Origin of the sequence: Streptomyces sp. NPDC046925, assembly GCF_040644915.1 — a bacterium.
Lineage (GTDB): Bacteria > Actinomycetota > Actinomycetes > Streptomycetales > Streptomycetaceae > Streptomyces.
Window position 1 is genome coordinate 87179 of record NZ_JBEYWZ010000008.1, and the last position, 22802, is coordinate 109980.

Consider the following 22802-nt stretch of genomic DNA (forward strand, 5'->3'; position numbering starts at 1 on the left):
ATGTCAGGCCCCGACCGGTTCTGCGACCGGCTCTCCCGGCCCCGCCGTATCCGCCGCGGGGCAACCCTGACGTTGGTGTTCGCGAGCGTGCTCGCCACCGGTGCGGCCACCGGGTCCTGGGACGAAGTGGCCGACGAAGGCCGGAAGTCGTCTGCTCCGGCCACCCGTTCCGTCGCGTCGTCCGGTGTCTCGTCCGGTGACGCCGCCACCGAGGCTGCCGATGCGGCGGCCGAGGCGATGGCCGACGGGAAGTCCGGCAAGAAGGCAGCCGAGGACGTCGTCAGCCGCAGCGGCGACCGCTGGGGGTCGGTGTACTCCCCGGGGGAGTACCAGGAGTTCGAGCAGGCCCTCGACGGCGCGTACACCGGCGTAGGGCTCTGGGCCAGGCGCGCGGCCGACGGGCGCATCGAGGTGTCCAGGGTCCAGCGCGGCGGCCCCGCCGGAGAGGCGGGCATCCGCGAGGGCGACCAGCTCAGGAGCATCGACGGCAAGCGCGTCGCGGGGCTGCCGGTGACCGAGGTCGTGTCGCTGCTGCGGGGCACCCGCGCGGGCAGCCCGGTCGAGCTCGGCCTGAAGCGGGGCACGCGCGCGTGGAGCGAGACACTGCACCGGGCCCGCCTCTCCACGGACGACGTCACGGTCACGCAGCTCGCGGGCGGCGCCGTCATGATCAGGGTCGAGGCGTTCACCAAGGGCTCGGGCGAGCGCGTACGGAACGCGGTGCGGGACGCCCCCAAGGGCGCCGGGATCCTGCTCGACCTGCGGGGCAACTCCGGTGGCTTGGTGTCGGAGGCGGTGACCGCCGCTTCCGGGCTCGTCGACGGCGGCCTGGTCGCCACGTACGACGTACGCGGCCGGCAGAAGGCCCTGCACGCCGAGCGGGGCGGCGACACCACCAGACCCGTGGTCGCCCTGGTCGACGGCGGCACGATGAGCGCCGCCGAGCTGCTCACGGGCGCCCTTCAGGACCGTGGCCGCGCGGTCGTGGTGGGCTCCAAGACCTTCGGCAAGGGCTCGGTCCAGATGCCGAGCCGACTGCCCGACGGCTCGGTCGCCGAGCTGACGGTCGGGCACTACCGCACTCCTTCGGGGAAGGCGGTCGACGGCCGTGGCATCACCCCGGACCTTGAGGTCCGGGACGGCGCCGAGAGGCGGGCCGAGACAGTATTGACTGGCCTCGGACCCCCCTCGTAGTGCGAAAATAGCCGCACTATGGCGAAGGAAAAGGTAAAGCGCAAGGCCGCGAAGGCCGCTGAGAAGGCCCCTGCCCGGAAGATCGTCGCGCAGAACAAGAAGGCGCGGCACGACTACCACATCCTGGACACGTACGAGTGCGGCCTCGTCCTGATGGGCACCGAGGTCAAGTCGCTGCGGATGGGCCGGGCATCCCTGGTGGACGGCTTCGTGCACATCGACCACGGCGAGGCGTGGCTGCACAACATCCACGTCCCGGAGTACGTGCAGGGCACCTGGACGAACCACTCGGCCACGCGGAAGCGCAAGCTCCTGCTGCACCGTGCGGAGATCGACAAGCTGGAGTCCAAGTCGCAGGAGACGGGCCACACGATCGTGCCCCTGACGCTGTACTTCAAGGACAGCCGGGTGAAGGTCGAGATCGCCCTTGCCAAGGGCAAGAAGGAGTACGACAAGCGACAGACGCTCAAGGAGAAGCAGGACCTGCGCGAGACGAACCGCGCGATCGCGGACGTCAAGAAGCGCCAGCGCAGCGCCTAGGCCCGCAGGTCCCGTGGGTCCCGGCGGGCCGCGCGGGAATTGGCTGGCATCGTCGTGCGTTGGTCACGTACGATGGCTACTGCACCCCACAGCGGGTGCGTGGATTGATAAAACAACATGGGGATGATCGGTTTCGACAGCGGATGTCGAAGCAGGGGAAGCGAGCCGAGGAAGCGACAATGATCTCGTAAACCATATGTCGCAACCAATAATCGCCAATTCCAAGAGCGATTCCCAGTCCTTCGCCCTCGCTGCTTAATTAGCAGTGAGTGAAGGACCCTTAATGGGTGTCAGCCCGGGGGTGTTCCCGACCCGGACCCTGGCATAATCTAGGGAACTAAACCATCGAGCCCGGTCACGGGGTTCGATGGGAAATCAAACAGTGACTGGGCCCGTCGGAGACTTGTTCGCGAGATCACCGGGGCCGAGAAAATCGAAGCGAACTGCGCTCGGAGAAGCCCTCCTTTTGCACCGTTGGACGCGGGTTCGATTCCCGCCATCTCCACAATTCCCATGTGAGGTTAAAGCCTCCTGGCCACCGGCCAGGGGGCTTTTTCCGTGTGCGGGGCACGGAACCGGCGGGCACATCCTCTCGGCATGTGACTCGTTACTGCAGCAGAGTGCAGGTTTCTAACGGCTGGGCGGAACAGGAGTCCGGCCGAGTACGCAAGTGCAGGAGGCAGTCGCTTGGATGCCACCGTCACTCTTTTCGGCTCCCTTCTCGCCAGTCTCGGAGTTCTGGGCGCGGCAGTGGTGGCCTATCTCGGCAAGCGCGGCGAGAACGCGCTCACCGGCTACTCCAGCCTCACGGAGAAGCTCCAGACCGAACGGGACAGACTGGAGCGGCAGGTCGCCGAACGCGACGAGAAATTAGCCGAGTTAAACGCTCTGCACGCGCATGACCAGAGTGAGATCGCCCGGCTGCTCATCGACAATCAACGGCTCGGAGGCACTCCGTGACCCAGTTCGAGCGAATCCTCGCCCACCGCTGGCGCAGCGTGTTCCTCGTCTGTGTGCTGGTCGCGCTCTGCGGGGTCGCGGCGATCCTCTGGGCGCGCATCGACGCCGGCGACCAGCGTGCCGACCGGTTCGCCACCGAGGCTGACCGGCGCGGCGAGGCCGTGTCCACGCTCGCCAGGGACGTACGGACCTTGCGCGCGCAGGTCCGCTCGCACGGCGACACCCCGGCCGCGCCCGATCCCTCCGACGCCGTCGACGACCTTGGGTCACGGGCGAGGGTGCCGGCGTCGGCACCTGGTTCGCCCGGCGAGGACGGCGCGGACGGCCAGGACGGCGCGGACGGGAAGCCGGGCGACAAGGGCGAGCGGGGGACGGGCGGCCGGAACGGAGACCGCGGCGCCACGGGGGAGCCCGGTGAGCCGGGCCCGACCGGCCCCGCGGGTACGGACGGCTCGGACGGCGCGAACGGCGAGCGGGGCCCGGAAGGCCCGGCCGGAGCGGCGGGCCCGCCGGGCGCGGACGGCGCCAGAGGCTCGGACGGCGCCAGGGGCTCGGACGGCGCGGGCGGCGCCGCGGGTCCCGAAGGCCCTTCGGGCCCGGCAGGCCCCACGGGCCCGCGCGGCGAGCGCGGCCCCAAGGGAGATACGGGCGAGGCGGGTTCCCCCTGCCCCGACGGCTACAGCCTTCAGCAGCCCTCGGGCGACCCCGACGCCTTGGTCTGCCGCCGGACCGGCGCAACCCCCACGGACCCGGCTCCCGCGATCCTGCTGCTGGCGGCCATGCTGCCCCGCCACCGGTCCCGTCCGTCGGTGTAGCGGAGGCAGGTGTTCCGGCAGGGCTCGTATGTGTCCGGAGTGGGGGCTGTCGCCCGGCGGCGGAGTCGGGGATGCTGCTGGGTCATGAGTAGACCCGTGAGACGCGTCAACGCCCGTATGCGCCACTGGATCTGGCCCGCCGTGCTCGGCGTCGCGGCGGCCACCCTCTCCGTCAGTTCGCCCGCCGGGGCGGACTCCGACCGCAGCGGCCTGCCCGAAGCCATCGACACCATCCTCGGCGATCCCCGGATGGAGGGCGGCGCGGCGAGCGTGGTCGTCGCCGACGCCGCGTCCGGTGACGTGCTCTACCAGCATCTGCCCAGCGGCCGCCTGATGCCCGCGTCCAACACCAAGCTCCTGACGTCGACGGCGGCCATGGAGCGGCTCGGCCCGGACCACCGCTTCACCACCGATGTCCTCGCCGACGGCAAGCGGAAGGGTTCCGTCCTCTCCGGCGACCTGTATCTGCGCGGTACCGGCGACCCGACGACGCTGGCGAAGGACTACGACCGACTCGCCGCGAAGATCGCCGATTCGGGCGTCCGGCGGGTCTCGGGGCGCCTGGTCGCGGACGACACCCGGTTCGACGACAAGCGCATCGGCGACACCTGGGCGGGCGACGACGAGTTCGCGTACTACGCCGCCCAGATCTCCGCGCTGAGCGTCGCCCCGGACACCGATTACGACACCGGGACGGTCATCGTCGAGGCCGCGCCCGGCGCGAAGGCCGGGGACAAACCCAAGGTGACGATCACCCCGAAGACCGACTACGTAGACGTCGAGAACACCGCCAAGACCGTCCCCGCGGGCGGCGACGACACGCTCACCATCGAGCGCGAGCACGGAACGAACACCATCACGGTCACCGGCACCGTCCCCGTAGGAGGTGATGCCACCAAGGAGTGGATCACCGTATGGGAGCCGACCGGATACGCCGCCGCTATCTTCCGGGACGCCCTGAAGGCGCACGGAGTGCGGGTGAGCGGGCCGACCAAGGCCGGGATCGCCACTCCGAAGGGCGCACGGCAACTCGCCTCGCACGAGTCCATGCCGCTGAAGGAGCTGATGATCCCCTTCATGAAGCTCTCCAACAACATGCACGCGGAGAACCTCACGAAGACGATGGGGTACGAGGCCACGGGGCGGCCCGGAAGCTGGCCCGACGGGCTCGCGGCGATCAGCGCCTATCTGAAGACCGCCGGTGTCGACCCCGGCAAGCTCCGCCAGGTCGACGGCTCCGGGCTCTCGCGCAAGGACAACGTCCCCGCCGATCAGCTGATCAAGCTGCTTCTCTCGGCGAAGGGCGAGCCCTGGTACGCCGACTGGTACAAGTCGCTCCCGGTGGCCTGCGACCCGGACAAGTTCGTCGGCGGGACCCTGCGCACGCGGATGTGCGGAACTCCGGCGGCCCTCAACGTACGGGCGAAGACGGGGTCGTTGACCGGGGCGTCCGCCCTTTCGGGGTACGTGAAGGACGCGGGCGGGCGTGAGCTGGTGTTCAGCATCATCCTGAACAACTACCTGCCCTCCTCGGTGAAGGCCCTGGAGGACGCGATCGTCGTGACGCTCGCCAAGTCGACCGAGGAGAAGGCCGAGTTGGTCAGGCCGCGCTCCCAGCGCGGGGCCGAGCCGAGCGGGGACCTGGAGTGCTCGTGGCGCAAGCCTGCGCGATGCTGAGCAGCAGCGCGCAGCACGCGGCGGTGACAGGGACTCCGTAGCCCTCGGTGGCGCCGAGGTGCTCCACCGTCCAGCCGCCTGCCGCCGCGCCGCACGCGATGCCCCCGAGGAGACCGGTGACGGCGAGGGTCATGCCTTCGTTCAACCGGCCCTCGGGGGTGCGCCGCTGGACCAGGGTCATGCCGGTGACCATCGTCGGGGCCGTCGCCATCCCGGCGACAAGGAGGGCCCCGGCGAGCACGAGGAGCGAGCCGGTGAGCGTGGCGGCCAGGAGCGGCAGGGTCATCAGGGCCGCCATCGCGGTGACGCACAGGATGTGGCGGCGGCGTAGCGGGCCGCTCGGCTTGAGCGTTCCGTAGAGGAGCCCCGCCGCGCAGGAGCCCGCGGCCTGGAGCGCGAGGATCGCGCCCGCGGCCGCCTTGTGACCCTGCGCGTCGGCGTAGGCGATCGTCACGACCTCCATCGAGCCGAAGACGGCGCCGGTCGCGAGGAAGGCGGCCAGCAGGGTGGGCATCCCGCGCGCGCGGAGGGGCGATTTCTCCTTCGCCGTCGTACGTCCGCGGGGCGGGGGTTCCGTCGTGCGCTGGGCGGCGAACAGCAGGACCCCGGACAGGAGCAGCACGACGCCGATGAGGGTCCCCGCCTCCGGGAAGAACGTCCCGCACAGGAAGGCCGCGAGGACGGGCCCGAGCATGAAGCACAGCTCGTCCGCGGCCTGTTCGAAGGAGTTGGCGGTGTGCACGGCCCGCTCGTCGCCCTTGAGGAGATGGGCCCAGCGGGCGCGGGACATGCCCCCGGTGTTGGGGGTCGTGGCCGTCGCGGCGTACGAGGCGAACAGGGTCCAGTCGGGCGCCCCGTAGTGCACGCAGAGCAACAGCGAGAGCGAGCCGAGGGCGGCGAACGCGGTGGCGGGGACGGCGATCCGCGCCTGGCCGTAGCGGTCGACGAGGCGGGCGGTCCAGGGCGCCACCACGGCGGTGGCGGCGAGTCCCGTAGCGGTGACGGCACCGGCGAGCGCGTACGAGCCGCGGGCCCCGGCGATCATGATGACGGCACTCACGCTGAACATGCCCATGGGGAGTCGGGCGATGAGGTTGCCGATGGTGAAGGCGGCGGCTCCGGGGATGCGGAAGAGGGGGGCGTAGGGGTTGCGGGGGCGGGGCTTGGGGGGTGGTTGGGGCGCTTGCGGTTCGAGTGGCTGGATAGGCGTGTGGGGCACTTGAGGCTCGGTGGGATGAATGGGCGTGTGGAGTGTTCCGGGTTCAGTGGGGACGCTGGGGGCTACGGGCTCGGCGGGCGGCATGGGATTACCCTCACCGGGGCTTCGGTGTGGCGTCCAACACCTTCTGGGGGCCGATTCACGCACTCCTGTTGTGAGTCTCCGGGAGCGTTGTAGGTTCCCCGCGTGACAGCAGGGTCCCGCATACCCCGCGACCTGGAGCCCCGTCTCCTCCGCGCCTTCGTCGCCGTCTCCGAAGAGCTGCACTTCACGCGGGCCGCCGCCGCCCTGTACGTCGCCCAGCAGGCGCTGAGCCGTGATGTGCGGCGCTTGGAGCGGGAGTTGGGCGCCGAGCTGTTCGTGCGCACGACACGGCAGGTCACGCTGACGGCCGAGGGCGAGCGGCTGCTGCCGTACGCGCGCCGGGTCCTCGAAGCGCAGGACGACCTGGCCGCCGCCTTCGCGCGGGCGGGCGGCCGGGGCAGTGCTGCCCGACCGCTGCTGGTGGACCTGAACAGCCAGGGGCTCATCAGCGGGCGCATCCTGGAGCGGGCCCGCGAACTCGCCCCGGAGTGCGAGCTGATGGCCCGCTACGAGAGCGGCCTCACCGGAGCCGCGGCCGAGATGCTCGCCGGGCGGCTCGACGTCTCCTTCGGGCGGTACGCCGGGCTCGAACCGGCCCTGCGATCACGGCTCGCCCAGCAGCCCGTCCGGTACGAGCCGATGGCGGTGCTCCTGCCCCTCGGTCACCCGCTGGCCGAGCTCGACGCGGTGCCGCTGGGGGCGCTCGCCGGGGAGAGCGTGTACGCGGGGGCGGGCAATCCGCGGACCCTGGAGTGGACCGACCTGGCGCACCGCCTCTTCGAGGGGCGCGGCATCGAGGTGGCGGCGCCCGCCCCGCTCGCGGTGGGCCCCGAGGAGTTCGGGCGGATCATGGCCAAGCACCGGAACCCCGTACTCGCCGCCGTGGACTTTCCGGCCATGCCCGAGTCGGTCCTGCGGCCCCTGATCGACCCCGTACCGCTGTCGCCGGTTTCCCTGGTGTGGAGGAAGGGGCTCGTGCATCCAGGTCTCGACGCCCTGCGCGCCGCCGCGGCCGGGCTCGCCGCCGCCGAGGGGTGGCTGCGCAGGCCTCAGGACGGCTGGGTTCCGGCCATGGACGCGCTCATCATGACGTGAGTCACGACTGGCGGATGAGTACGACTGTCACTGGGGTGCGCTACATTCTTGGTCCGGGCGCGGTGTGATAGGGGGGCGCTCGGGTCGGGTGGGGGCCCGGTCCGACGGCAAGTTGCCCGGAGTCGTGCGCGCCCGAGTCAGGTTATGTGGGGGGTTGTGCGTACGCATGGAGAATTGGCGAGAAGATGCCCTACCGGAACACACCCATGATCCGAATGAAGTCACCATTCAGATCGACGGCGTGGGACGGCAGCTGGCGGACCTGGTGCCCGACGGCGGCCAGGAAGCGCCCGACGGGCCGGTTTTCGTCGACGAGTCGGGCCGTCGCAGCCGGAGATACCGCCGAATAGGCGTGCTCGTCGGCATAGCCTGCGCCGTGTACGCGGTGATCATCGTCGGCACCCTGCTCTCGGGCAATTCCAGCGCGCCCTGGCTGCCGATCGACCCCAAGGACGACAAGCCGGCCAGCAAGGTGGACACCCCGAACCGCCCCGCCGACCCCCTCGACCCCTCGGCATCCCCCGGCACGACACCGTCCCCCGGCGCGTCGGAGAGCGGCAGCACCGCTCCCACCACCGGCGGCAAGGACCCGGCCGACCCCGACAAGACGGACGACGGCAAGACCGAGCCCGGCGACGGCAAGACGGACCCCGACCCCACGGGCGACGACAAGCCCGACCCCGACCCGACGGGCGGCAGCGGCGGCGGCAAGCCCGACCCGTCCGACGACCCCTCGAAGCCGGACCCCGACCCGGAGCCGTCCGACGACCCCGTCACGCCGGACCCCGACCCGTCGACCTCGTCCCCCGGTGGCACGGCCGGAGCAGGCGGCGAGGTCCCCGTGGCACGGTCCGCCGCCGATCAACAGTCCCCGCTGCGCGTACAGGCGGCCGTTTATCAGTCCCCGCAGAGCGCAGGCCAGCAGCCCTCGGAGGGCGCACAGCGATGAACACCCGCTCAAAGAGGGGCCGGTCAGCCGGCTCCCGTCACAGTCACGCCCAACCCCGGGGCGGCGGCAGGAACGGTCATGCCCCGTCACGCGGTGGCGGCGGCGGCAGGCGCCGCGCGCAGCCGGTCCGCGGCGCCAAGCGGCGCAGAATCCCCCTGCGCTATCTCCTGCCCCTGCTGCTCCTGGTCGCCCTGATGGCGATGCTCATGCTGCGCGGCTACACGCACAGCGAGATCCTCGCCGACCACCGCGTGCGCCCGCCCGCGGCCACCGACAAGGTCCCGAAGAAGATCCTCGAGGACGGTGGCCCGGTCATCGACACCCGCGGCGGCCACGAGGGCACGCTGAGCGTCCCCGACCACCGCCTCGTGCTGACCTTCGACGACGGCCCGGACCCGGAGTGGACCCCCAAGGTCCTCGACGTCCTCAAGAAGCACCACGCGCACGGCGTCTTCTTCGTCACCGGCACGATGGCCTCGCGCTACCCCGACCTCGTCGAGCGCATGGTCGACGAGGGCCACGAGGTCGGCCTGCACACGTTCAACCACCCCGACCTGTCGTACCAGTCCAAGAGCCGCATCGACTGGGAGCTCTCGCAGAACCAGCTCGCTCTCGCGGGCGCCGCCGGCGTGCGCACCTCGCTCTTCCGCCCGCCGTACTCCTCGTTCTCCGACGCCATGGACAACAAGTCCTGGCCGGTGACGCAGTACATCGGCAGCCGCGGCTATCTCACCGTCGTCAACAACACCGACAGCGAGGACTGGAAGCGCCCCGGCGTCGCCGAGATCATCCGCCGTGCCACGCCCAAGAACGGCAACGGCGCGATCGTCCTGATGCACGACTCCGGAGGCAACCGCTCGCAGACGGTCGCCGCGCTCGACACCTTCCTGCCCGGACTGCAGGACAAGGGCTACAAGTTCACGAACCTCACCGAGGCCCTGGGCGCCCCCAGCGCGCACGCGCCGGTCAGCGGCATCGAGCTCTGGAAGGGCAAGGCCTGGGTCTTCCTGGTCGGCGCCTCGGAGAACATCACCGGCGTCCTGGTCGTGGCCCTCGCCATCATCGGCTCGCTCGTCATGCTCCGCTTCGGCATGATGCTGCTGCTCTCCGCGGTGCACGCGCGCAAGGTGCGCAAGAAGGGCTTCCGCTGGGGCCCCGACGTCACCGAACCGGTGTCGGTCCTCGTGCCCGCGTACAACGAGGCCAAGTGCATCGAGGCCACCGTCCGCTCGCTCATGACGAGCGACCACCCCATCGAGATCATTGTCATCGACGACGGCTCGTCGGACGGCACCGCGCTGATCGTCGAGGGCCTGCGCCTGCCGAACGTACGCGTCGTACGCCAGCAGAACGCGGGCAAGCCCGCGGCCCTCAACCGCGGCATAGCCAACGCCCGGTACGACCTCATCGTGATGATGGACGGCGACACCGTCTTCGAGCAGTCCACGGTGCGCGAGCTGGTGCAGCCGTTCGGCGACCCGCGCGTGGGCGCCGTCGCGGGCAACGCGAAGGTCGGCAACCGGGACTCGCTGATCGGCGCCTGGCAGCACATCGAGTACGTGATGGGCTTCAACCTCGACCGCCGTATGTACGACATGCTCGGCTGCATGCCGACCATCCCCGGCGCCGTGGGAGCCTTCCGGCGGTCGGCGCTCGAACGGGTCGGCGGCATGAGCGACGACACGCTCGCCGAGGACACCGACATCACGATGGCGATGCACCGGGACGGCTGGCGCGTTGTGTACGCCGAGAAGGCGCGCGCGTGGACCGAGGCGCCGGAGACGGTGCAGCAGCTGTGGTCGCAGCGCTACCGCTGGTCGTACGGCACCATGCAGGCGATCTGGAAGCACCGCCGCTCGGTGATCGAGTCGGGTCCCTCGGGCCGCTTCGGCCGGGTGGGGATGCCGCTGGTGTCGCTGTTCATGGTCCTGGCGCCGCTCCTGGCCCCGCTGATCGACGTGTTCCTTCTGTACGGCCTGGTCTTCGGGCCCACCCAGAAGACGATCGTCGCGTGGCTTGGCGTGCTCGCCGTCCAGGCGGTGTGCGCGGCGTACGCCTTCCGGCTCGACCGCGAGCGCATGACCCATCTGATCTCGCTGCCCCTCCAGCAGATCCTCTACCGGCAGCTGATGTACGTCGTGCTGCTCCAGTCCTGGATCACCGCCCTGACCGGAGGCCGCCTGCGCTGGCAGAAGCTCCGTCGCACGGGAGTCCTGGGAAATCAGCCCTCTATTCCGCAGCAGCGGACGGGCAGCCCTGATCGGAGGCCCGTCGCATGACCTATCCCCAGCAGCCCACGCGCCCGACGCAGCCGGGGTACTCCTCGCAGCCCGGGTACCCCGCGCAGCCCGCGCAGCCCGCGTATCCCACGCAGCCGCTGCCGCAGGTGCCGCCGCCTCCGGGGCTCGCGGTGACGCCGGTGGGGCCGGGCCCCGGTACGGCTTCCTTCGGGGCGCCTCCCGTCGAGGCCCCTCCGGCCGCGCCCAAGAAGCCGGGCCGGGACCGCTACTTCGACGTACTGCGCTCCCTCGCCCTGGTGCGCGTCGTCGTCTACCACCTGTTCGGCTGGGCCTGGCTGACGATCCTGTTCCCGTCCATGGGCGTGATGTTCGCGCTCGCGGGCGCGCTCATGGCACGTTCGCTGAAGCGCCCCGCGTGGGGTGTGATCAGGGGGCGCATCCGTCGCCTGCTGCCGCCCATGTGGGCGTTCAGCGCGGTGGCGCTGTTCCTGCTCTTCTACGGCGGCTGGAACGTCAGCAAGGACCCGGACCACGGGGGCACGTGGGGCCTGGTCAGCATGATCAACTACGTCTTCCCGGTCGGTGCCCCGCCCTTCCCCTGGCACATCGGGGACAAGGCGGGCCTCCTGGAGGACACCTGGCCGGCCCAGGCGGCGGGCCCCCTCTGGTACATCCGCGCGTACCTCTGGTTCGTCATCGCCTCGCCCCTCCTGCTGTGGGCGTTCCGCCGGGTCCCGTGGGCGACGCTGTTCGCGCCGCTCGCCCTGACGGCGGTGCTGGCCACGGAGATCGTCAAGATCCCCGGCGAGACGGGCAACGCGGTCTCGGACTTCGCGGTGTACGGCAGCTGCTGGGTGCTCGGCATGGCCCACCAGGAAGGTGTCCTCGCCCGCGTCCCGCGCTATGTGGCGGTATCGGTCTCGGCGCTGATCATGGCCTTCGGCCTGTGGTGGGCCTCGGGCCATCTGGGCCCGGACGGCTGGGACCTGAACGACATTCCGCTGGCCCAGGCGGCGTGGTCCTTCGGGTTCGTGGTCATCCTCTTCCAGTACTCACCGTCCTGGCAGGAGCTGCCGGGCCGCCTGAAGCGCTGGGACAAGCTGATCACCCTCTCCAACAACCGAGCGGTGACGATCTACCTCTGGCACAACCTGCTGATCATGGCGACGGTGCCGATCATCGACCTGGCGTACGACCTGCCGTTCATGGAGGACGAGCAGTGGAGCTCGGCCCTGGACACCACGTACATGCTGTGGATGACCGTCCTGGTCTGGCCGTTGATCGGCCTGATGGTGATGGCCGTGGGCTGGATCGAGGACTTCGCGGCGAAGCGGAGTCCGAGGCTGTGGCCGGACGGTTCGAGGCCGTCGAAGCCGTCGAAGCCCCAGGCGTCCGCGGGGAGGTCCTCCAAGGGCAGGCGGGCGGCTTCGAAGGGCGGCGGCTCGCACCGGGGCTGAGGCGTTGCTCGATGACCTTTCAGTACCCGGCGGTGAAGCGGGTGCGGTGGTGCTTGGGGCGTTCGGCCTCGTCCAGGAGCGCCACCGCGAGGTCCTCCATGGAGATGGCGGAGTTGCCGTCGGCGTCGACGATCAGCTCGTCGGCGCCGAGCCGGTAGCTGCCGGTGCGGACGCCGGGTTCGAGCAGGGCGGACGGACTCAGGTACGCCCAGTCGACGTCGGTGTCGGCGGTGCGGACGGCGTCGTACTGGGCGTTGGAGGCCAGGGCGATGTGCCGCCAGGCGGTGGGGACGAAGGCGGGATCATCGACGGCGAGGACGCCACCGCTGCCGGGCACGGTCAGGCTCCCGGCCCCACCGACGATCAGCAGCCGTACGCCGGTCCTGTCCAGCCCCGCGAGCAAGGCCCTGCTGACGGCGGCGTGTTCGACCTCGCGGCCGGGGGCGGGTCTGGTGGCGTTCACCACGAGATCCTGGCCCGCGCTCAACTCCGCCACCTGCTCGGGGGCTCCGGCGTCACCGGCGCGGTGCGCGGCGCCCGGGTGGAGCTCGCCGAAGCGGGCGGGGTCGCGGACGACCGCGGTGACGTCGTGGCCGCGGGTGAGGGCTTCGGCGACGACGCGGCTGCCGACGTTTCCGGCGGCTCCGAAGACGGTGATGCGCATGGGTCTGCTCCTTGGTTCGTGGTTACGGGGTCCAGCGGCGAGGGCGTGACTACGAGGGCTTCCGTGCCGTACGGCGCCCTTGTCCGACCAGCACACTGGCGACGACGAGCAGGAGCCCGCCCACCTGCCAGGGGGTGAGGGTCTGCCCCAGGAGGAGCAGCCCGGCGAGGGTGGCGACGACGGGGTTGGTCAGGCCGAGGAACGCCACGGAGGAGGCGGGGAGCCGCTCGATGCCGCGGAACCAGAGGGCGTACGCGACGGCGGTGCCGATGATGCCGAGGTAGGCGTATCCGGCGAGGTTGGCTCCGGTGAAGTGACCGGGAAGCCCTTCGACGCTGAGGGCGATCGGCGCAAGGACAACACCCCCCGCGGTGAGTTGCCACCCGGTGAGGGCGAGCAGCGAGACGCCTTCGGGCCGACCCCAGCGCTTGCTGAGGACGACGGCGAGGGCCATCAGAGTCGTGGCGACCAGCATGGCGGCGATCCCCGCGAGGTCGAAGGAGGCGCTGCCGCGCAGGACGAGCAGCGCCACACCGACAACGCCGACGAGCCCGGCGGTCAACGTACGACGGGTGGGCCGCACCTTGAGCAAGCCCACCCCGAAGGCGGCGACGAGCAGGGGCATGACGGCGCTGATGGTCGAGGCGACGCCGCCGGGAAGGTGATAGGCCCCGAAGAACAGGAGCGGGAAGAAGGCCCCGAAATTGAGCAGCCCGAGCACCCCTGCCTTCCACCACCAGTCACCGCTGGGCAGCCGCCGGGTGAGGGCGAGCAGGATGAGCCCGGCGGGCAGCGCGCGCAGGGCCGCGGCGAGCAGGGGGCGGTCCGGGGGCAGGAGTTCGGTGGTGGTGACGTAGGTGGTGCCCCAGGTGGCGGGGCCGATGGCGGCGAGGGCTGCGGCGGTGAAGGCGGCTGTGCGGGGCGCAGGGCGGGTGGCGGGGGCCGGGTGCGCTGTACCTGCGGTACTTGCGGTGTCTGCGGTGCCCGCGGTGCTTGCGGTGTCTGCGCTGCTTGTCTGCTGACGGCTACGAACGGACATGGTGGCTCCCCCTAGGCTGAACTCTGCTCAACGCTGTTATTCTCAACGTTGAGATAAATATGGGCCGCAGATCCGCGAACGTCAAGTATCTCAACATTGAGAGATTCTTGCGGGGGTTGCGATTCGGGCCGGAGCGGGAGAGGGGATCGACATGGCTGACCCGGAGGCGCCGTCTGCGGACGGGGACGCGATCGACGAGCTGCGCGCGCAGTGGCACCGGGAGCGCCCGGACATCGACGCGGCGAGTCTGGACGCGATGGCCCTGGTGGGCCGCATCACACGGGCGAACCACCTGCTGGGCAAGGGGATGAAGCCGGTCTTCGCGGAACACGGCCTGGAGTTCCCGGAGTTCGACGTACTCGCCACCCTGCGCCGGGTCGGCGCCCCGCACGAACTGACGGCGGGCGGCCTCCTGAAGACGGCCATGGTGACGTCGGGCGCCATCACCAACCGCCTCGACAAGCTGGAACGCAAGGGCTTCATCGAACGCCACCCGGACCCGTCCGACCGCCGGGCAATCCGGGTCCGCCTGACGGATACGGGCCGCGACCTGGTCGACCGCGCGGTAGTGGACCACGTGGCAAACGAGGAACGCATGCTGGCGGCGCTATCGGAGGAGGAGCGGGCAGCGCTGGACGGGGCGTTGCGGAGGCTGCTGGTGTCACTGGGGGATACGCATCTGGGCTGAGCGCCAGAGGGTCAGTTCGACGCCGCCGCCACTCCGGAGTCAGTGAGGGCAACAGCGATGTCCTTGGCAAAGGGAGAGCTGAGTTCGATTCCCTCGCCTGTGCGCAGAAGCAGGTCGATGCCGGGGTGAAGCCAGGCGGTGCTCGCCGGTAGGAAGGCGACACCGGCCAGGTCGGTGAGGGAGATCGCAAGGACGCTGCCGTCCGTGCCACGCAGACACAAGGCTTCCGGTTGGATCGCCAGTACTCCGGTGCGTGGCGGCCCCCCATCCCAAGTGGACGGCGATACCACGTCGCTCCGCTCGGGCGCCTCGTTCAGGCCGTAGCGGACAGGGTGGATGACTGTTCCGGCGGTGAACGACGACCGGAGCGTATCCGCGGTCTCTGCGAGCAGAGTGCTCTCGCGGCGTCGCTTGAGCTGAGCCAGTGGCGCTCCGAGGGCCAGGAAGGTCAGCGCGAGAAGCCCCAGTCCGATGAGGACGGCGGCGTTCTTGGGGCGGGCTACGGCGTAGATGATCCCGACGATGACCGTCGGGCTGAGCGTTGCGAGATAGAGCAGTGCCGGATGGATGCCGGAACGTTGGATCGGCTTCGCTGTCGTCAATTCATCGCGGTGCCGCTGACGCATGCGCGCGCGTCCGCGTACAGCCTGTTCCCGGCCGGCCCAGCTGTAGCGGGTGGCGTATTTCTTGATTGGAGCCCAGGTGAACAGCCCGGCGATGACTACGCCGGGGAGGGCCGCGACGGCCTGCGGGTCGGTCGAGGACGTGATCAGGGCCGCCGCGAGAGTGATCAGCAGAAGGAAGACCAGCCCCGCGTTGATGCATCGAACGTGGGGGGTCTGTGTGCCGTACGTGGTGGGAAACTGCGCGTCGTGTCCCCGGTACATTGCCGCCCACTCGCGAAGCAGGTGCCAGCGTTGCCCGGCTCGGACACGCAAGGTACGCAGGACCAGTAGCGCCGGCACGGTGACGACCGCGAGCAGGAGGCCGGAGATCACTGTGGAAACCGCCACGTCGGCGGCGTCGCGCGTGTCGGAGGTCAGGGTGTCGGTGAGCACGGCCGGAACGATCACTGCCGTGAAGGAGACCGCTGCGGCGCACAGGAAGTAGGCGAACGCCCGCACTCTTGAAAGGTCCTCGCGGACCAGAGCGCCGAGTGCCTGTGCCTGGGCACGCAGGAGCGCGGGGTGGTCCGCCCGGGACCCGGGCGGACCGGGCGGATCAGGGAGCGGTGCGGCACGCAGGGATGAGCGTCTCGTTGAGGCGTGGTCGCTTGCGGTGTTGCTCATCTGGTCCCTCTGTCGCCCTGTTGGTCAGCTGCCCGGTGTCACGAAGACTGAGTGTCCGGCTATGACGGCTACAAGGCCGGCTAGGTCCTGTACCTGGTCGGGGTTGAGGCACGTGCCCATGACCAAAAGTCCCAGACCCCCTTCTGGAGGGCAGCTCAGTACCCCGGCCAGTCCTGTCCTCAGATCCGGCGGAGCATCGGCTACCCAACTCGCCGGGACGTCGTAGGGGAGTTGCGTCATGAACCCGATGCCGAGGCCCATGTCCGTGGTGAATTGCTCGATGTAAGACATGCTCTCCGCGAACGCATCGTCGAACACACGGGACAGCAGCGCACCGAGGTCGAGTTCGGGTGGCCCTGGTGGGACGGCGACGATACCTGCGTAGATCTCCCAGATCGCCTGTGCGTTGGTATCGGGCAGGGGAGCGGTGACCACCCCGTTCATCAGCACGCCGCTGGCGAAGAGGTGGTCGTAGCGGAACATCAGGACATCAGTGAACTCTTCCCGGCGGTCGGCCGGAGTGTGCGGGTACGTAAGGCGGATGAGTTCTGCGCAGCGCGCTCGGGTAGCTTCCCTGTCGTCCCCCTCGGTCATGAGATCGAACCAGCCGGACGGGACGCAGAGCTTGATCAAGCCGGGCTCGATGGTGGGGGCAGTCGTGGCGCGGCTGCTCATTCGGTCACCTTCGGCTTCTGGGTCGTCGGTCCGAACTCCCAGCGGGCGATCTTTCCCACCGTCTCACTGACGTCGCCGCCGCCCTCGGCAGTCATCGCGTTTCCCGTCCAGGTCATAAAGAATCCCGCAGTGCGTGAGGTCATCTCTTTCTGGCCCATGGCGTAGCCTGCCGTTCCGGCAGCACTCGATCCTCCCATCGCAAGATGGAAGAATCCGAGGGGAACTTCCTTGTCCGGCCCTACAAATTGCCGGACCATGCGTGTCGGTGCTCCAGAAAGTTTCGCGGCGTCAAGAACACCGTCACCGACCCTGCCGCCGAGCTTGGCAAGACCGAACCCGGCAGCATCAATGATGACGTCCTTGGTCAACAGGGCCTTCCCGAAGCTCCCCGTTACGCCAACCGCGGACACATAGTGTGCGGCGAGTGCTGTTCCCGCGAGAAACAGAGAGGCGGCTGCAAGGAACTGAAGGCCTGGGATGAAGGCGAGAAGTCCGGTGATGGCGCTGAGTACGCCAGCGATGTCCCCGATCAGGTCCAGCAACGGAGCGACTTTGCCTAGATACTCGATTGCGTAGTCGTGTAATTTGGCTAGGAAGTCACCGGCCTCATCCAGCAAGTCGCCGATTTTCTCTCCCAGTTCCTCCCAGAAACCAGGTTCGTCCGGAGCAGCGTCGATGACTCTTTTCAGGCGGCTGGCTGCTGCTTCCCCTTCGGCCTCATAGATGCTACGGAGGGTTCGTGCCCGCTTGCGTACTTCTTCGACAGGGTCGGGCCCATCGGGTGTGGCGTCGCGCGAGCCCCTCTTAGAGATCGACTCGGGTTCGCCCTTATCCCCCTCGGTGGCGGCTCGTTGTACCTCGGCGTCGGCGGCCTCTCTCTCGAGTCGGCGTGCCACCTTCTGCTTGTCGCGCATGTAGTCGGCCCAGCTCCGGGCTACGTTTTTGGCGCTGTCGAAAGAGTCGAAGGCTTCATCGATTTTCGGCCGAAAATCGTCATCGAGTAGTTCCCTGAAGGCTACGGCGGCCTTACCTCGCCACGCGCCATCATCGGATGCCCGGAGAACTCTCTTGATCTCGCCGAGCGCGCCAGTCGTCTCGCGGAGAGCGTCTGCCACTCTTTCTACCGAATCGTGATCTCCAGGGCACGGAATGAATCCGAGGGCCGGAAAGGATTCGAGCGATGGAGCACTCACTTCTTCTTTGTTGCCTTCGAAAGTTCGGTGGCCAGATCAACGTCGAGCTTGTCGAACTGCTTCTCGATAGTCTCCAGCGTCTTCGCTGCCCCCTTGGCGAACCTTCTCATCTGGCTGATGCCGTATTCCCACTCGCCGCCGAACTCACCCATGCGGCGCTCGAGTTCAGTCGCCCCCGTCGCTTTGGCGTCGATTTCGGCCATGGCGCGAATCGGCTTTCCGAGGAGATCTGCAATGTTGCGTAGATTGTGGCGTACTCGGTCCAGCATGTCGCTGTCGATGTAGAGGTCGCTCACGTTCAACTTTCCGTTGGAATGCCCCGCCTGCGGAGCGTGCGGCTCGGCGTCAGTTGCGTGACTGGCCGGTACAGCAATGCTGGGCATCGGTCAGCGGTTGACGGACTGGATTTCCTGGACGTTCAAGTCCTGCGTGCTCTCGAAAGTTCCGTTGGGCAGGCCGCCCTTTGCCCCGCCTGTGCCGTACCAGGAGATCTCCCAGGTGACGGAGGCCTTCAGTTGATACGGCTCGCCGCTCGCGGATCGGAGATAGGTGACACCGCAGGGCGGATCCTGCTCGGAGGCTCCCCTGGTGTACGGGGTCCCGATGCTGCCGTCCTCGGTGATCTCGCAGCTACCGGAGGAGGGGTGCGTCCTCGCGTCCGCTGTGCCCGGTTCCAGGCGGAGGGCGACCGGCTTGGCGGTGGTCACCGCGTACAGGCCGGTGCCGGGGAGGTCGGCGCGGACCGAGACGTCGTTGTACCTACCCTTGTCCAGCCATACCCAGGTCGGCAGGTTGACCGTCGACTTCCCCCTGGGCTTCAGCTCGATCTCGGTGTCCGGCACCTTGATCCTGTTGTAGGCGTAAGCGGCGAGGGTCTCGGGTGTGGGTGCGTTCTTGTCGTGGGGGATCGTGCCGGCGTCCTGCCAGAACATGATGCGGCCGCAGTCCCAAGCCTCGGCGTCCTGATACATGTCCTTGCGGACTGTGCTGCGCCAGAACATGCCCTTCTTGCCGATGTTGTAGTTCTTGTAGCCGCCGGTAGTGGAGTCTTCGGGAAGCGTCAGCCCGGAGTTGATGCTCCCCTCGCCCTTCTCGTAGTGGTCCACCCAGAGACCGTTGCTCCACCAGACGTGAGCGTTGACCAAACCGCCCTCGCCGGTCGCGACGGCTTCCTTGAGCGCCTTCGGGGAGAAGACGGGCTCATACCAGCAGGCAGGGGGACGCCAGTTGGGGTCTACGGACGTGAGTGCCCCCGTCGAGGCCTTGGTTGTCCGGCCACCGGAGAACGTGAGCTCGATCTTTGAGTTGGACACCGATGCCATCAGGTCCTTGCCCGAGGAGCCTCCCCGCACGGAGCTGTGCGTCCCCTCACCGCCCGTCGACTCCTCTCCGCCTTCACCGACGGCGAGCGTCGGGCAGGGGAACATGACGGCTGCGGCTGCGAGTAGCGCCAGGGCACCGCCGGTTGTGTGCCGGGTGCGTGTCACGGGCCGCACTCTCCCCTGGACGTCTGCACGGTCGAGGTCTGCCACACGCCCTTGGAGTTCTTCTCCAGCCGTGTGCGGTACTGGACCTCCGGGTCGTCGCCCTTCGGAGTGCCTGCGACCTTGCCCGTCTTGAGGTTCCTCGTATACCCCTCGGCCTCGTCCACGCAGTAGAAGAGGACACCGAACCCCTCGTTGCTCACATGTACCCGGGGATCGAAGACCCGGACACTGCCTTTGAGGGTGAGGCCCTTGTACGTCTTGACCCAGCTGGGGGCGGATTTGAGGGCTGCGCCCGAGCTGTAGAAACGCAGCGCGTCGTCTTGCGGATCGCCCGCGATGATGGCGGCATATCCGGCGCGCAGCCGGTCCTTTCCGTCATCCAGGATGGTCTTCAGCTCCGGGTCGCTGTTCGTCCAGCCTGCGAAGTCGACTCGGAACGACTCAGGCAACTTGATTTCCGGCCGTGCGGCGTCGTCTGGCCTCGCTGTTGAGCCGGCGGACGCGTCCTCGCCTCCGCCCCCGGAGCCCTTGATCTTGTCGGACTCGTCATCGTCGTTGCCGCCCGAGGAGCAGCCGGTCAGCAGGAGCGCGATGCATGCGGTGATCGTGACCGCAACGGGCAGGGTACGGCGGTTCACTTCTGACTCCAGATGGGGCGACGGGGTCTCAGGGGGGACTGACCGTACTCATGGGGCACATGCCTCTTCGCGGATGGACCTGTCCAGGTGCGAGGCGCCGGGTTGACTGATCCCGCACGCAACCGGCCGCGGGTCTCGTCGATCGGGCCGCGAACTGAACTTGTCGTGCGGGGAGACAGGTCACCCCATGGTGTGGTTCACGAGGTGGACGGCATCCCTCACGCGAGCTGGGTCAGATGCGCCGGTTGCAGGAAAGTTCCGGTGGCGCACCGTATTTGCGGAGTGATGATGGGAATTTCGTGCAATCGAGCACTTTGCAGTGGCCTGGTGCCGCGCTTGAGGGGCCCCGCCATCGCAGGCAACGTTGTTGCGTTGCGCGTCCCGGACCGACACCGGCAGGGCTTGTGTGTCGGAGGGGCTGTGGTGGATGTTGGGGAGTTGGCGGGGGCAGGGGGTCTTCGCTGGGCTCTGTGAGGAGTCGGACGTCCGACAGCGAGGGGATCCCGACCACATGACCCAGCCTCCCGGCCAGCCGCCGCAGGGAGGGTTCGGGCCCCCGCAGGAGCCTCGGCCGCCCGCCGGTCCCTATGGAGCACCGCCGCCTCCGCCCCAGCAGCCCGACGCGCAGAACCCGTACGCCGGGGCGCCTCAGCAGCCTTACGGTCAGCCGCCGTCGCCCTATGGTCAGCCCCCGCAAGGCCCATACGCCCCGTACGGGCAAACCCAGCCCGACCCCCAGTACGCCGGATACCCGCCGCCCCCGCCCCCGCCGCCCGGTGGGAAGAGCAAGGTCGCTCTCGTCATCGGCTCCGCCGTCGTCGTCGCCGCTCTCGTCGGTGGTGGGATCTTCCTCGCCACCAGTGGCGACGGCAGTGACGATCAGAAGCCCCGCGCCGACAAGAGTGTGTCGGCCGCTCCCTCCGCCTCCGAGTCGGAGGCGGAAACGCCCTCCGACGACCCCACTACCGAGGACCCCCTCGACGAGGGCGACGAGGGTGAGTCATGGCCCGCCGGTGACACCGGCTATCAAGGGCAGTGGCAGAACGACGAGGCCAAGACCCTCACCATCGGCGCCAAGCTGGCCTCCGGCCAGGGCAAGGGCAAGCACTCCGTCTCGTATATCGACGCCGGCGGTGACGGGCTCTGCATGGGGCTCGGGCAGGAGCGGGGCAGCGACTTCCGTGTCGCCCTCAAGTGCGGCACCGGCGACGACGAGAAGTACATCTCCGCCGATGTCACCCGGGCCGACGACGAAGTGACCCTGAAGTGGGACAAGGGCGGCGGCACCGATGTCCTGCCGCGGGTCAGCGGGACCTGACCCCCCGCCGACCTGCCACCCCTCTCCCTGCGCAGGCCCCCTCACCGCCCGCCCCACCCCCGCGTGAGAGCAACGTTCCCCGGTGGTCATCGCGTGGCACAGGGTTGAAACCCGGTCTCCCTACCTTCGGGGCATCAGTCGCCAGCCGTGGAGATGAGGCCTGTCATGTGGATCCAGCGGTGGGACCCGGAGGACGAGAGGTTCTGGAAGGAGGAGGGCGGTGAGCGCGTCGCCCGGCGGAACCTGGTGTTCTCGATCCTCTCCGAGCACATCGGGTTCTCGATCTGGACCCTGTGGTCCGTGATGGTCCTGTTCATGGGGCCCGAGTACGGGATCGACCCCGCCGGGAAGTTCTTCCTCGTGTCGATGGCCACCCTGGTGGGGGCCGTTGCCCGTGTCCCCTATACCTTCGCCGTCGCCCGCTTCGGCGGACGGAACTGGACGATCATCGCGGCCGGCGCGCTCCTCGTGCCGACCGTCGCCGCCTTCGTCGTCATGGAGCCGGGGACCTCGTACACCACCTTCATGGTGTGTGCGCTGCTCACCGGCGTCGGCGGCGGTAACTTCGCCTCCAGCATGACCAATATCAATTCCTTCTTCCCGCTGAAGAAGAAGGGGTGGGCGCTCGGGCTCAACGCGGGCGGCGGCAACATCGGCGTGCCCGTCGTCCAGCTCGCGGGGCTCGCGGTCATCGGGGCCGGGGGAGGGCCGCGGGTGCTGCTCGGGATCTACATCCCTCTCATCTTCGTCTCCGCCCTCTGCGCCGCCCTCTTCATGGACAACCTCGCCACCGTGAAGAACGACACCGGCGCCGCGAAGGAAGCCGTACGGGACCCGCACACCTGGATCATGGCCCTTCTGTACGTGGGGACCTTCGGGTCCTTCATCGGGTACAGCTTCGCCTTCGGTCTCGTCCTGCAGACCCAGTTCGGGCGCACCCCGCTCCAGGCCGCCGCCGTCACCTTCATCGGTCCGCTGCTCGGCTCCCTGATCCGGCCCGTCGGCGGGCGGCTCGCCGACCGGTTCGGCGGGGCCCGCATCACGTTGTGGAACTTCGTCGGGATGGGCGCGGCCACCGGCGTCGTCGTCATCGCCTCCATGCGCGAGTCGCTCGCCCTCTTCGTCGCCGCCTTCGTCGTGCTCTTCGTGCTGACGGGCCTCGGCAATGGGTCGACGTACAAGATGATCCCCGGCATCTTCCAGGCCAAGGCCCTCCAGAAGGGGCTGCACGGGGAAGCCGCCGCGGCCTACGGGCGGCGGCTCTCCGGGGCGTCCATGGGGCTCATCGGCGCCGTCGGCGCGCTCGGCGGGCTCGGGATCAACCTCGCCTTCCGGCAGTCCTTCCAGACGGTGGGGTCGGGGACCGGCGCGTTCCTCGCCTTCCTCGCCTTCTACGCGGTGTGCTTCTGCGTCACGTGGGCCGTATACCTTCGCCGCCCCGCGCCGGCGCCGGACTCCGGGCAGACCCCGGACGAGGAGACAAAGCCCCAGCTCACGTACGCGCAGGTCTGACGGACGGGTGGTCGTAGCCTGGTGTAACACGCACGACATCGTGATGATCCGGGGTTGTCACGGGCCGTT

The 22802-nt window shown here is 69.0% G+C and carries 21 protein-coding genes and 1 other RNA gene; 13 read left to right on the forward strand and 9 right to left on the reverse strand.

The window, feature by feature from the left end; genetic code table 11:
- The 6 genes from ABZ906_RS28980 to dacB all read left to right on the forward strand — a co-directional run bounded on the left by ABZ906_RS28980 (position 1) and on the right by dacB (position 5186).
- Positions 1-1194, forward strand: coding sequence for a S41 family peptidase (locus tag ABZ906_RS28980; protein ID WP_361387578.1), 1194 nt, complete (start codon positions 1-3; stop codon positions 1192-1194).
- A gap of 18 nt (positions 1195-1212) precedes the next feature.
- Positions 1213-1734, forward strand: a complete 522-nt coding sequence (smpB, locus tag ABZ906_RS28985; protein WP_361186796.1) for an SsrA-binding protein SmpB — start codon at positions 1213-1215, stop codon at positions 1732-1734.
- 119 nt (positions 1735-1853) lie between these two features.
- Positions 1854-2242: a transfer-messenger RNA gene (gene ssrA, locus ABZ906_RS28990) on the forward strand.
- A 179-nt stretch (positions 2243-2421) separates the two neighbouring features.
- The gene (locus ABZ906_RS28995; protein ID WP_361387581.1) at positions 2422-2694 is read left to right on the forward strand and encodes a hypothetical protein; all 273 of its coding nucleotides are present in this window, start codon (positions 2422-2424) and stop codon (positions 2692-2694) included.
- A complete protein-coding gene (locus tag ABZ906_RS29000; protein ID WP_361387584.1) occupies positions 2691-3509 on the forward strand; it encodes a collagen-like protein in 819 nt (272 codons plus the stop codon). The genes ABZ906_RS28995 and ABZ906_RS29000 overlap by 4 nt, the downstream gene beginning before the upstream one ends.
- An 84-nt stretch (positions 3510-3593) precedes the next feature.
- A complete protein-coding gene (gene dacB / locus ABZ906_RS29005; RefSeq protein ID WP_361387588.1) occupies positions 3594-5186 on the forward strand; it encodes a D-alanyl-D-alanine carboxypeptidase/D-alanyl-D-alanine-endopeptidase in 1593 nt (530 codons plus the stop codon).
- Here dacB and ABZ906_RS29010 read toward each other — a convergent pair.
- Positions 5110-6489, reverse strand: a complete 1380-nt coding sequence (locus ABZ906_RS29010) for an MFS transporter (RefSeq protein WP_361387591.1) — start codon at positions 6487-6489, stop codon at positions 5110-5112. The genes dacB and ABZ906_RS29010 overlap by 77 nt on opposite strands.
- 102 nt (positions 6490-6591) lie before the next feature.
- Here ABZ906_RS29010 and ABZ906_RS29015 point away from each other — a divergent pair, with 102 nt between their 5' ends.
- The 4 genes from ABZ906_RS29015 to ABZ906_RS29030 all read left to right on the forward strand — a co-directional run bounded on the left by ABZ906_RS29015 (position 6592) and on the right by ABZ906_RS29030 (position 12230).
- Positions 6592-7584: a LysR family transcriptional regulator gene (locus ABZ906_RS29015; RefSeq protein ID WP_361387594.1), complete on the forward strand. Its 993-nt coding sequence runs from the start codon at positions 6592-6594 to the stop codon at positions 7582-7584.
- Between the two features lie 241 nt (positions 7585-7825).
- The gene (locus ABZ906_RS29020) at positions 7826-8533 is read left to right on the forward strand and encodes a hypothetical protein (RefSeq protein ID WP_361387596.1); all 708 of its coding nucleotides are present in this window, start codon (positions 7826-7828) and stop codon (positions 8531-8533) included.
- A gap of 194 nt (positions 8534-8727) precedes the next feature.
- Positions 8728-10812 carry a glycosyltransferase gene (locus ABZ906_RS29025; protein ID WP_361388013.1) on the forward strand — a complete coding sequence of 695 codons (2085 nt, stop codon included), beginning with the start codon at positions 8728-8730 and terminating at the stop codon, positions 10810-10812.
- On the forward strand, positions 10809-12230 hold the full coding sequence (locus ABZ906_RS29030) for an acyltransferase (RefSeq protein ID WP_361387599.1): 1422 nt from the start codon (positions 10809-10811) through the stop codon (positions 12228-12230). Before ABZ906_RS29025 ends, ABZ906_RS29030 begins: the two co-directional genes overlap by 4 nt.
- Before the next feature lie 19 nt (positions 12231-12249).
- Here the strand turns inward: ABZ906_RS29030 and ABZ906_RS29035 are convergent, their stop codons facing one another.
- Both ABZ906_RS29035 and ABZ906_RS29040 read right to left on the reverse strand, forming a co-directional pair.
- On the reverse strand, positions 12250-12894 hold the full coding sequence (locus tag ABZ906_RS29035) for an NAD(P)H-binding protein (protein WP_361387602.1): 645 nt from the start codon (positions 12892-12894) through the stop codon (positions 12250-12252).
- A 49-nt stretch (positions 12895-12943) separates the two neighbouring features.
- Positions 12944-13933, reverse strand: a complete 990-nt coding sequence (locus ABZ906_RS29040; RefSeq protein ID WP_361387605.1) for an EamA family transporter — start codon at positions 13931-13933, stop codon at positions 12944-12946.
- Between the two features lie 151 nt (positions 13934-14084).
- On the opposite strand from ABZ906_RS29040, the gene ABZ906_RS29045 reads away from it, so the two are divergent.
- Positions 14085-14621, forward strand: a complete 537-nt coding sequence (locus tag ABZ906_RS29045) for a MarR family transcriptional regulator (protein ID WP_361387608.1) — start codon at positions 14085-14087, stop codon at positions 14619-14621.
- 11 nt (positions 14622-14632) lie between these two features.
- Here the strand turns inward: ABZ906_RS29045 and ABZ906_RS29050 are convergent, their stop codons facing one another.
- The 6 genes from ABZ906_RS29050 to ABZ906_RS29075 all read right to left on the reverse strand — a co-directional run bounded on the left by ABZ906_RS29050 (position 14633) and on the right by ABZ906_RS29075 (position 19903).
- Positions 14633-15745 (reverse strand): hypothetical protein, encoded by a 1113-nt coding sequence (locus tag ABZ906_RS29050; protein ID WP_361387611.1) that lies wholly within the window; start codon positions 15743-15745, stop codon positions 14633-14635.
- Between the two features lie 189 nt (positions 15746-15934).
- Positions 15935-16585 (reverse strand): hypothetical protein, encoded by a 651-nt coding sequence (locus ABZ906_RS29055; RefSeq protein ID WP_361387614.1) that lies wholly within the window; start codon positions 16583-16585, stop codon positions 15935-15937.
- A complete protein-coding gene (locus ABZ906_RS29060; protein WP_361387617.1) occupies positions 16582-17778 on the reverse strand; it encodes a putative T7SS-secreted protein in 1197 nt (398 codons plus the stop codon). Before ABZ906_RS29060 ends, ABZ906_RS29055 begins: the two co-directional genes overlap by 4 nt.
- Positions 17775-18074 carry a hypothetical protein gene (locus ABZ906_RS29065; RefSeq protein ID WP_361387620.1) on the reverse strand — a complete coding sequence of 100 codons (300 nt, stop codon included), beginning with the start codon at positions 18072-18074 and terminating at the stop codon, positions 17775-17777. The genes ABZ906_RS29060 and ABZ906_RS29065 overlap by 4 nt, the downstream gene beginning before the upstream one ends.
- A gap of 90 nt (positions 18075-18164) precedes the next feature.
- The gene (locus ABZ906_RS29070) at positions 18165-19265 is read right to left on the reverse strand and encodes a hypothetical protein (protein WP_361387623.1); all 1101 of its coding nucleotides are present in this window, start codon (positions 19263-19265) and stop codon (positions 18165-18167) included.
- Positions 19262-19903, reverse strand: a complete 642-nt coding sequence (locus tag ABZ906_RS29075; protein ID WP_361387626.1) for a hypothetical protein — start codon at positions 19901-19903, stop codon at positions 19262-19264. The genes ABZ906_RS29070 and ABZ906_RS29075 overlap by 4 nt, the downstream gene beginning before the upstream one ends.
- Before the next feature lie 511 nt (positions 19904-20414).
- Here ABZ906_RS29075 and ABZ906_RS29080 point away from each other — a divergent pair.
- Together ABZ906_RS29080 and ABZ906_RS29085 are read left to right on the forward strand one after the other, a co-directional pair.
- The gene (locus tag ABZ906_RS29080) at positions 20415-21221 is read left to right on the forward strand and encodes a hypothetical protein (RefSeq protein ID WP_361387629.1); all 807 of its coding nucleotides are present in this window, start codon (positions 20415-20417) and stop codon (positions 21219-21221) included.
- Positions 21222-21386: 165 nt separating this feature from the next.
- Positions 21387-22733, forward strand: a complete 1347-nt coding sequence (locus tag ABZ906_RS29085) for a nitrate/nitrite transporter (RefSeq protein WP_361387632.1) — start codon at positions 21387-21389, stop codon at positions 22731-22733.
- Positions 22734-22802 lie beyond the last annotated feature (69 nt).

Excerpts from the sequence above, each read along its gene's own strand:
- ABZ906_RS29010 (WP_361387591.1), bottom strand. The coding sequence starts at position 6,489 with ATGCCGCCCGCCGAGCCCGTAGCCCCCAGCGTCCCCACTGAACCCGGA.
- smpB (WP_361186796.1), top strand. The coding sequence starts at position 1,213 with ATGGCGAAGGAAAAGGTAAAGCGCAAGGCCGCGAAGGCCGCTGAGAAG.
- ABZ906_RS29055 (WP_361387614.1), bottom strand. The coding sequence starts at position 16,585 with ATGAGCAGCCGCGCCACGACTGCCCCCACCATCGAGCCCGGCTTGATC.
- ABZ906_RS29040 (WP_361387605.1), bottom strand. The coding sequence starts at position 13,933 with ATGTCCGTTCGTAGCCGTCAGCAGACAAGCAGCGCAGACACCGCAAGC.
- ABZ906_RS29085 (WP_361387632.1), top strand. The coding sequence starts at position 21,387 with ATGTGGATCCAGCGGTGGGACCCGGAGGACGAGAGGTTCTGGAAGGAG.
- ABZ906_RS29080 (WP_361387629.1), top strand. The coding sequence starts at position 20,415 with ATGACCCAGCCTCCCGGCCAGCCGCCGCAGGGAGGGTTCGGGCCCCCG.
- dacB (WP_361387588.1), top strand. The coding sequence starts at position 3,594 with ATGAGTAGACCCGTGAGACGCGTCAACGCCCGTATGCGCCACTGGATC.
- ABZ906_RS29025 (WP_361388013.1), top strand. The coding sequence starts at position 8,728 with ATGGCGATGCTCATGCTGCGCGGCTACACGCACAGCGAGATCCTCGCC.
- ABZ906_RS29035 (WP_361387602.1), bottom strand. The coding sequence starts at position 12,894 with ATGCGCATCACCGTCTTCGGAGCCGCCGGAAACGTCGGCAGCCGCGTC.
- ABZ906_RS29030 (WP_361387599.1), top strand. The coding sequence starts at position 10,809 with ATGACCTATCCCCAGCAGCCCACGCGCCCGACGCAGCCGGGGTACTCC.
- ABZ906_RS28980 (WP_361387578.1), top strand. The coding sequence starts at position 1 with ATGTCAGGCCCCGACCGGTTCTGCGACCGGCTCTCCCGGCCCCGCCGT.
- ABZ906_RS29045 (WP_361387608.1), top strand. The coding sequence starts at position 14,085 with ATGGCTGACCCGGAGGCGCCGTCTGCGGACGGGGACGCGATCGACGAG.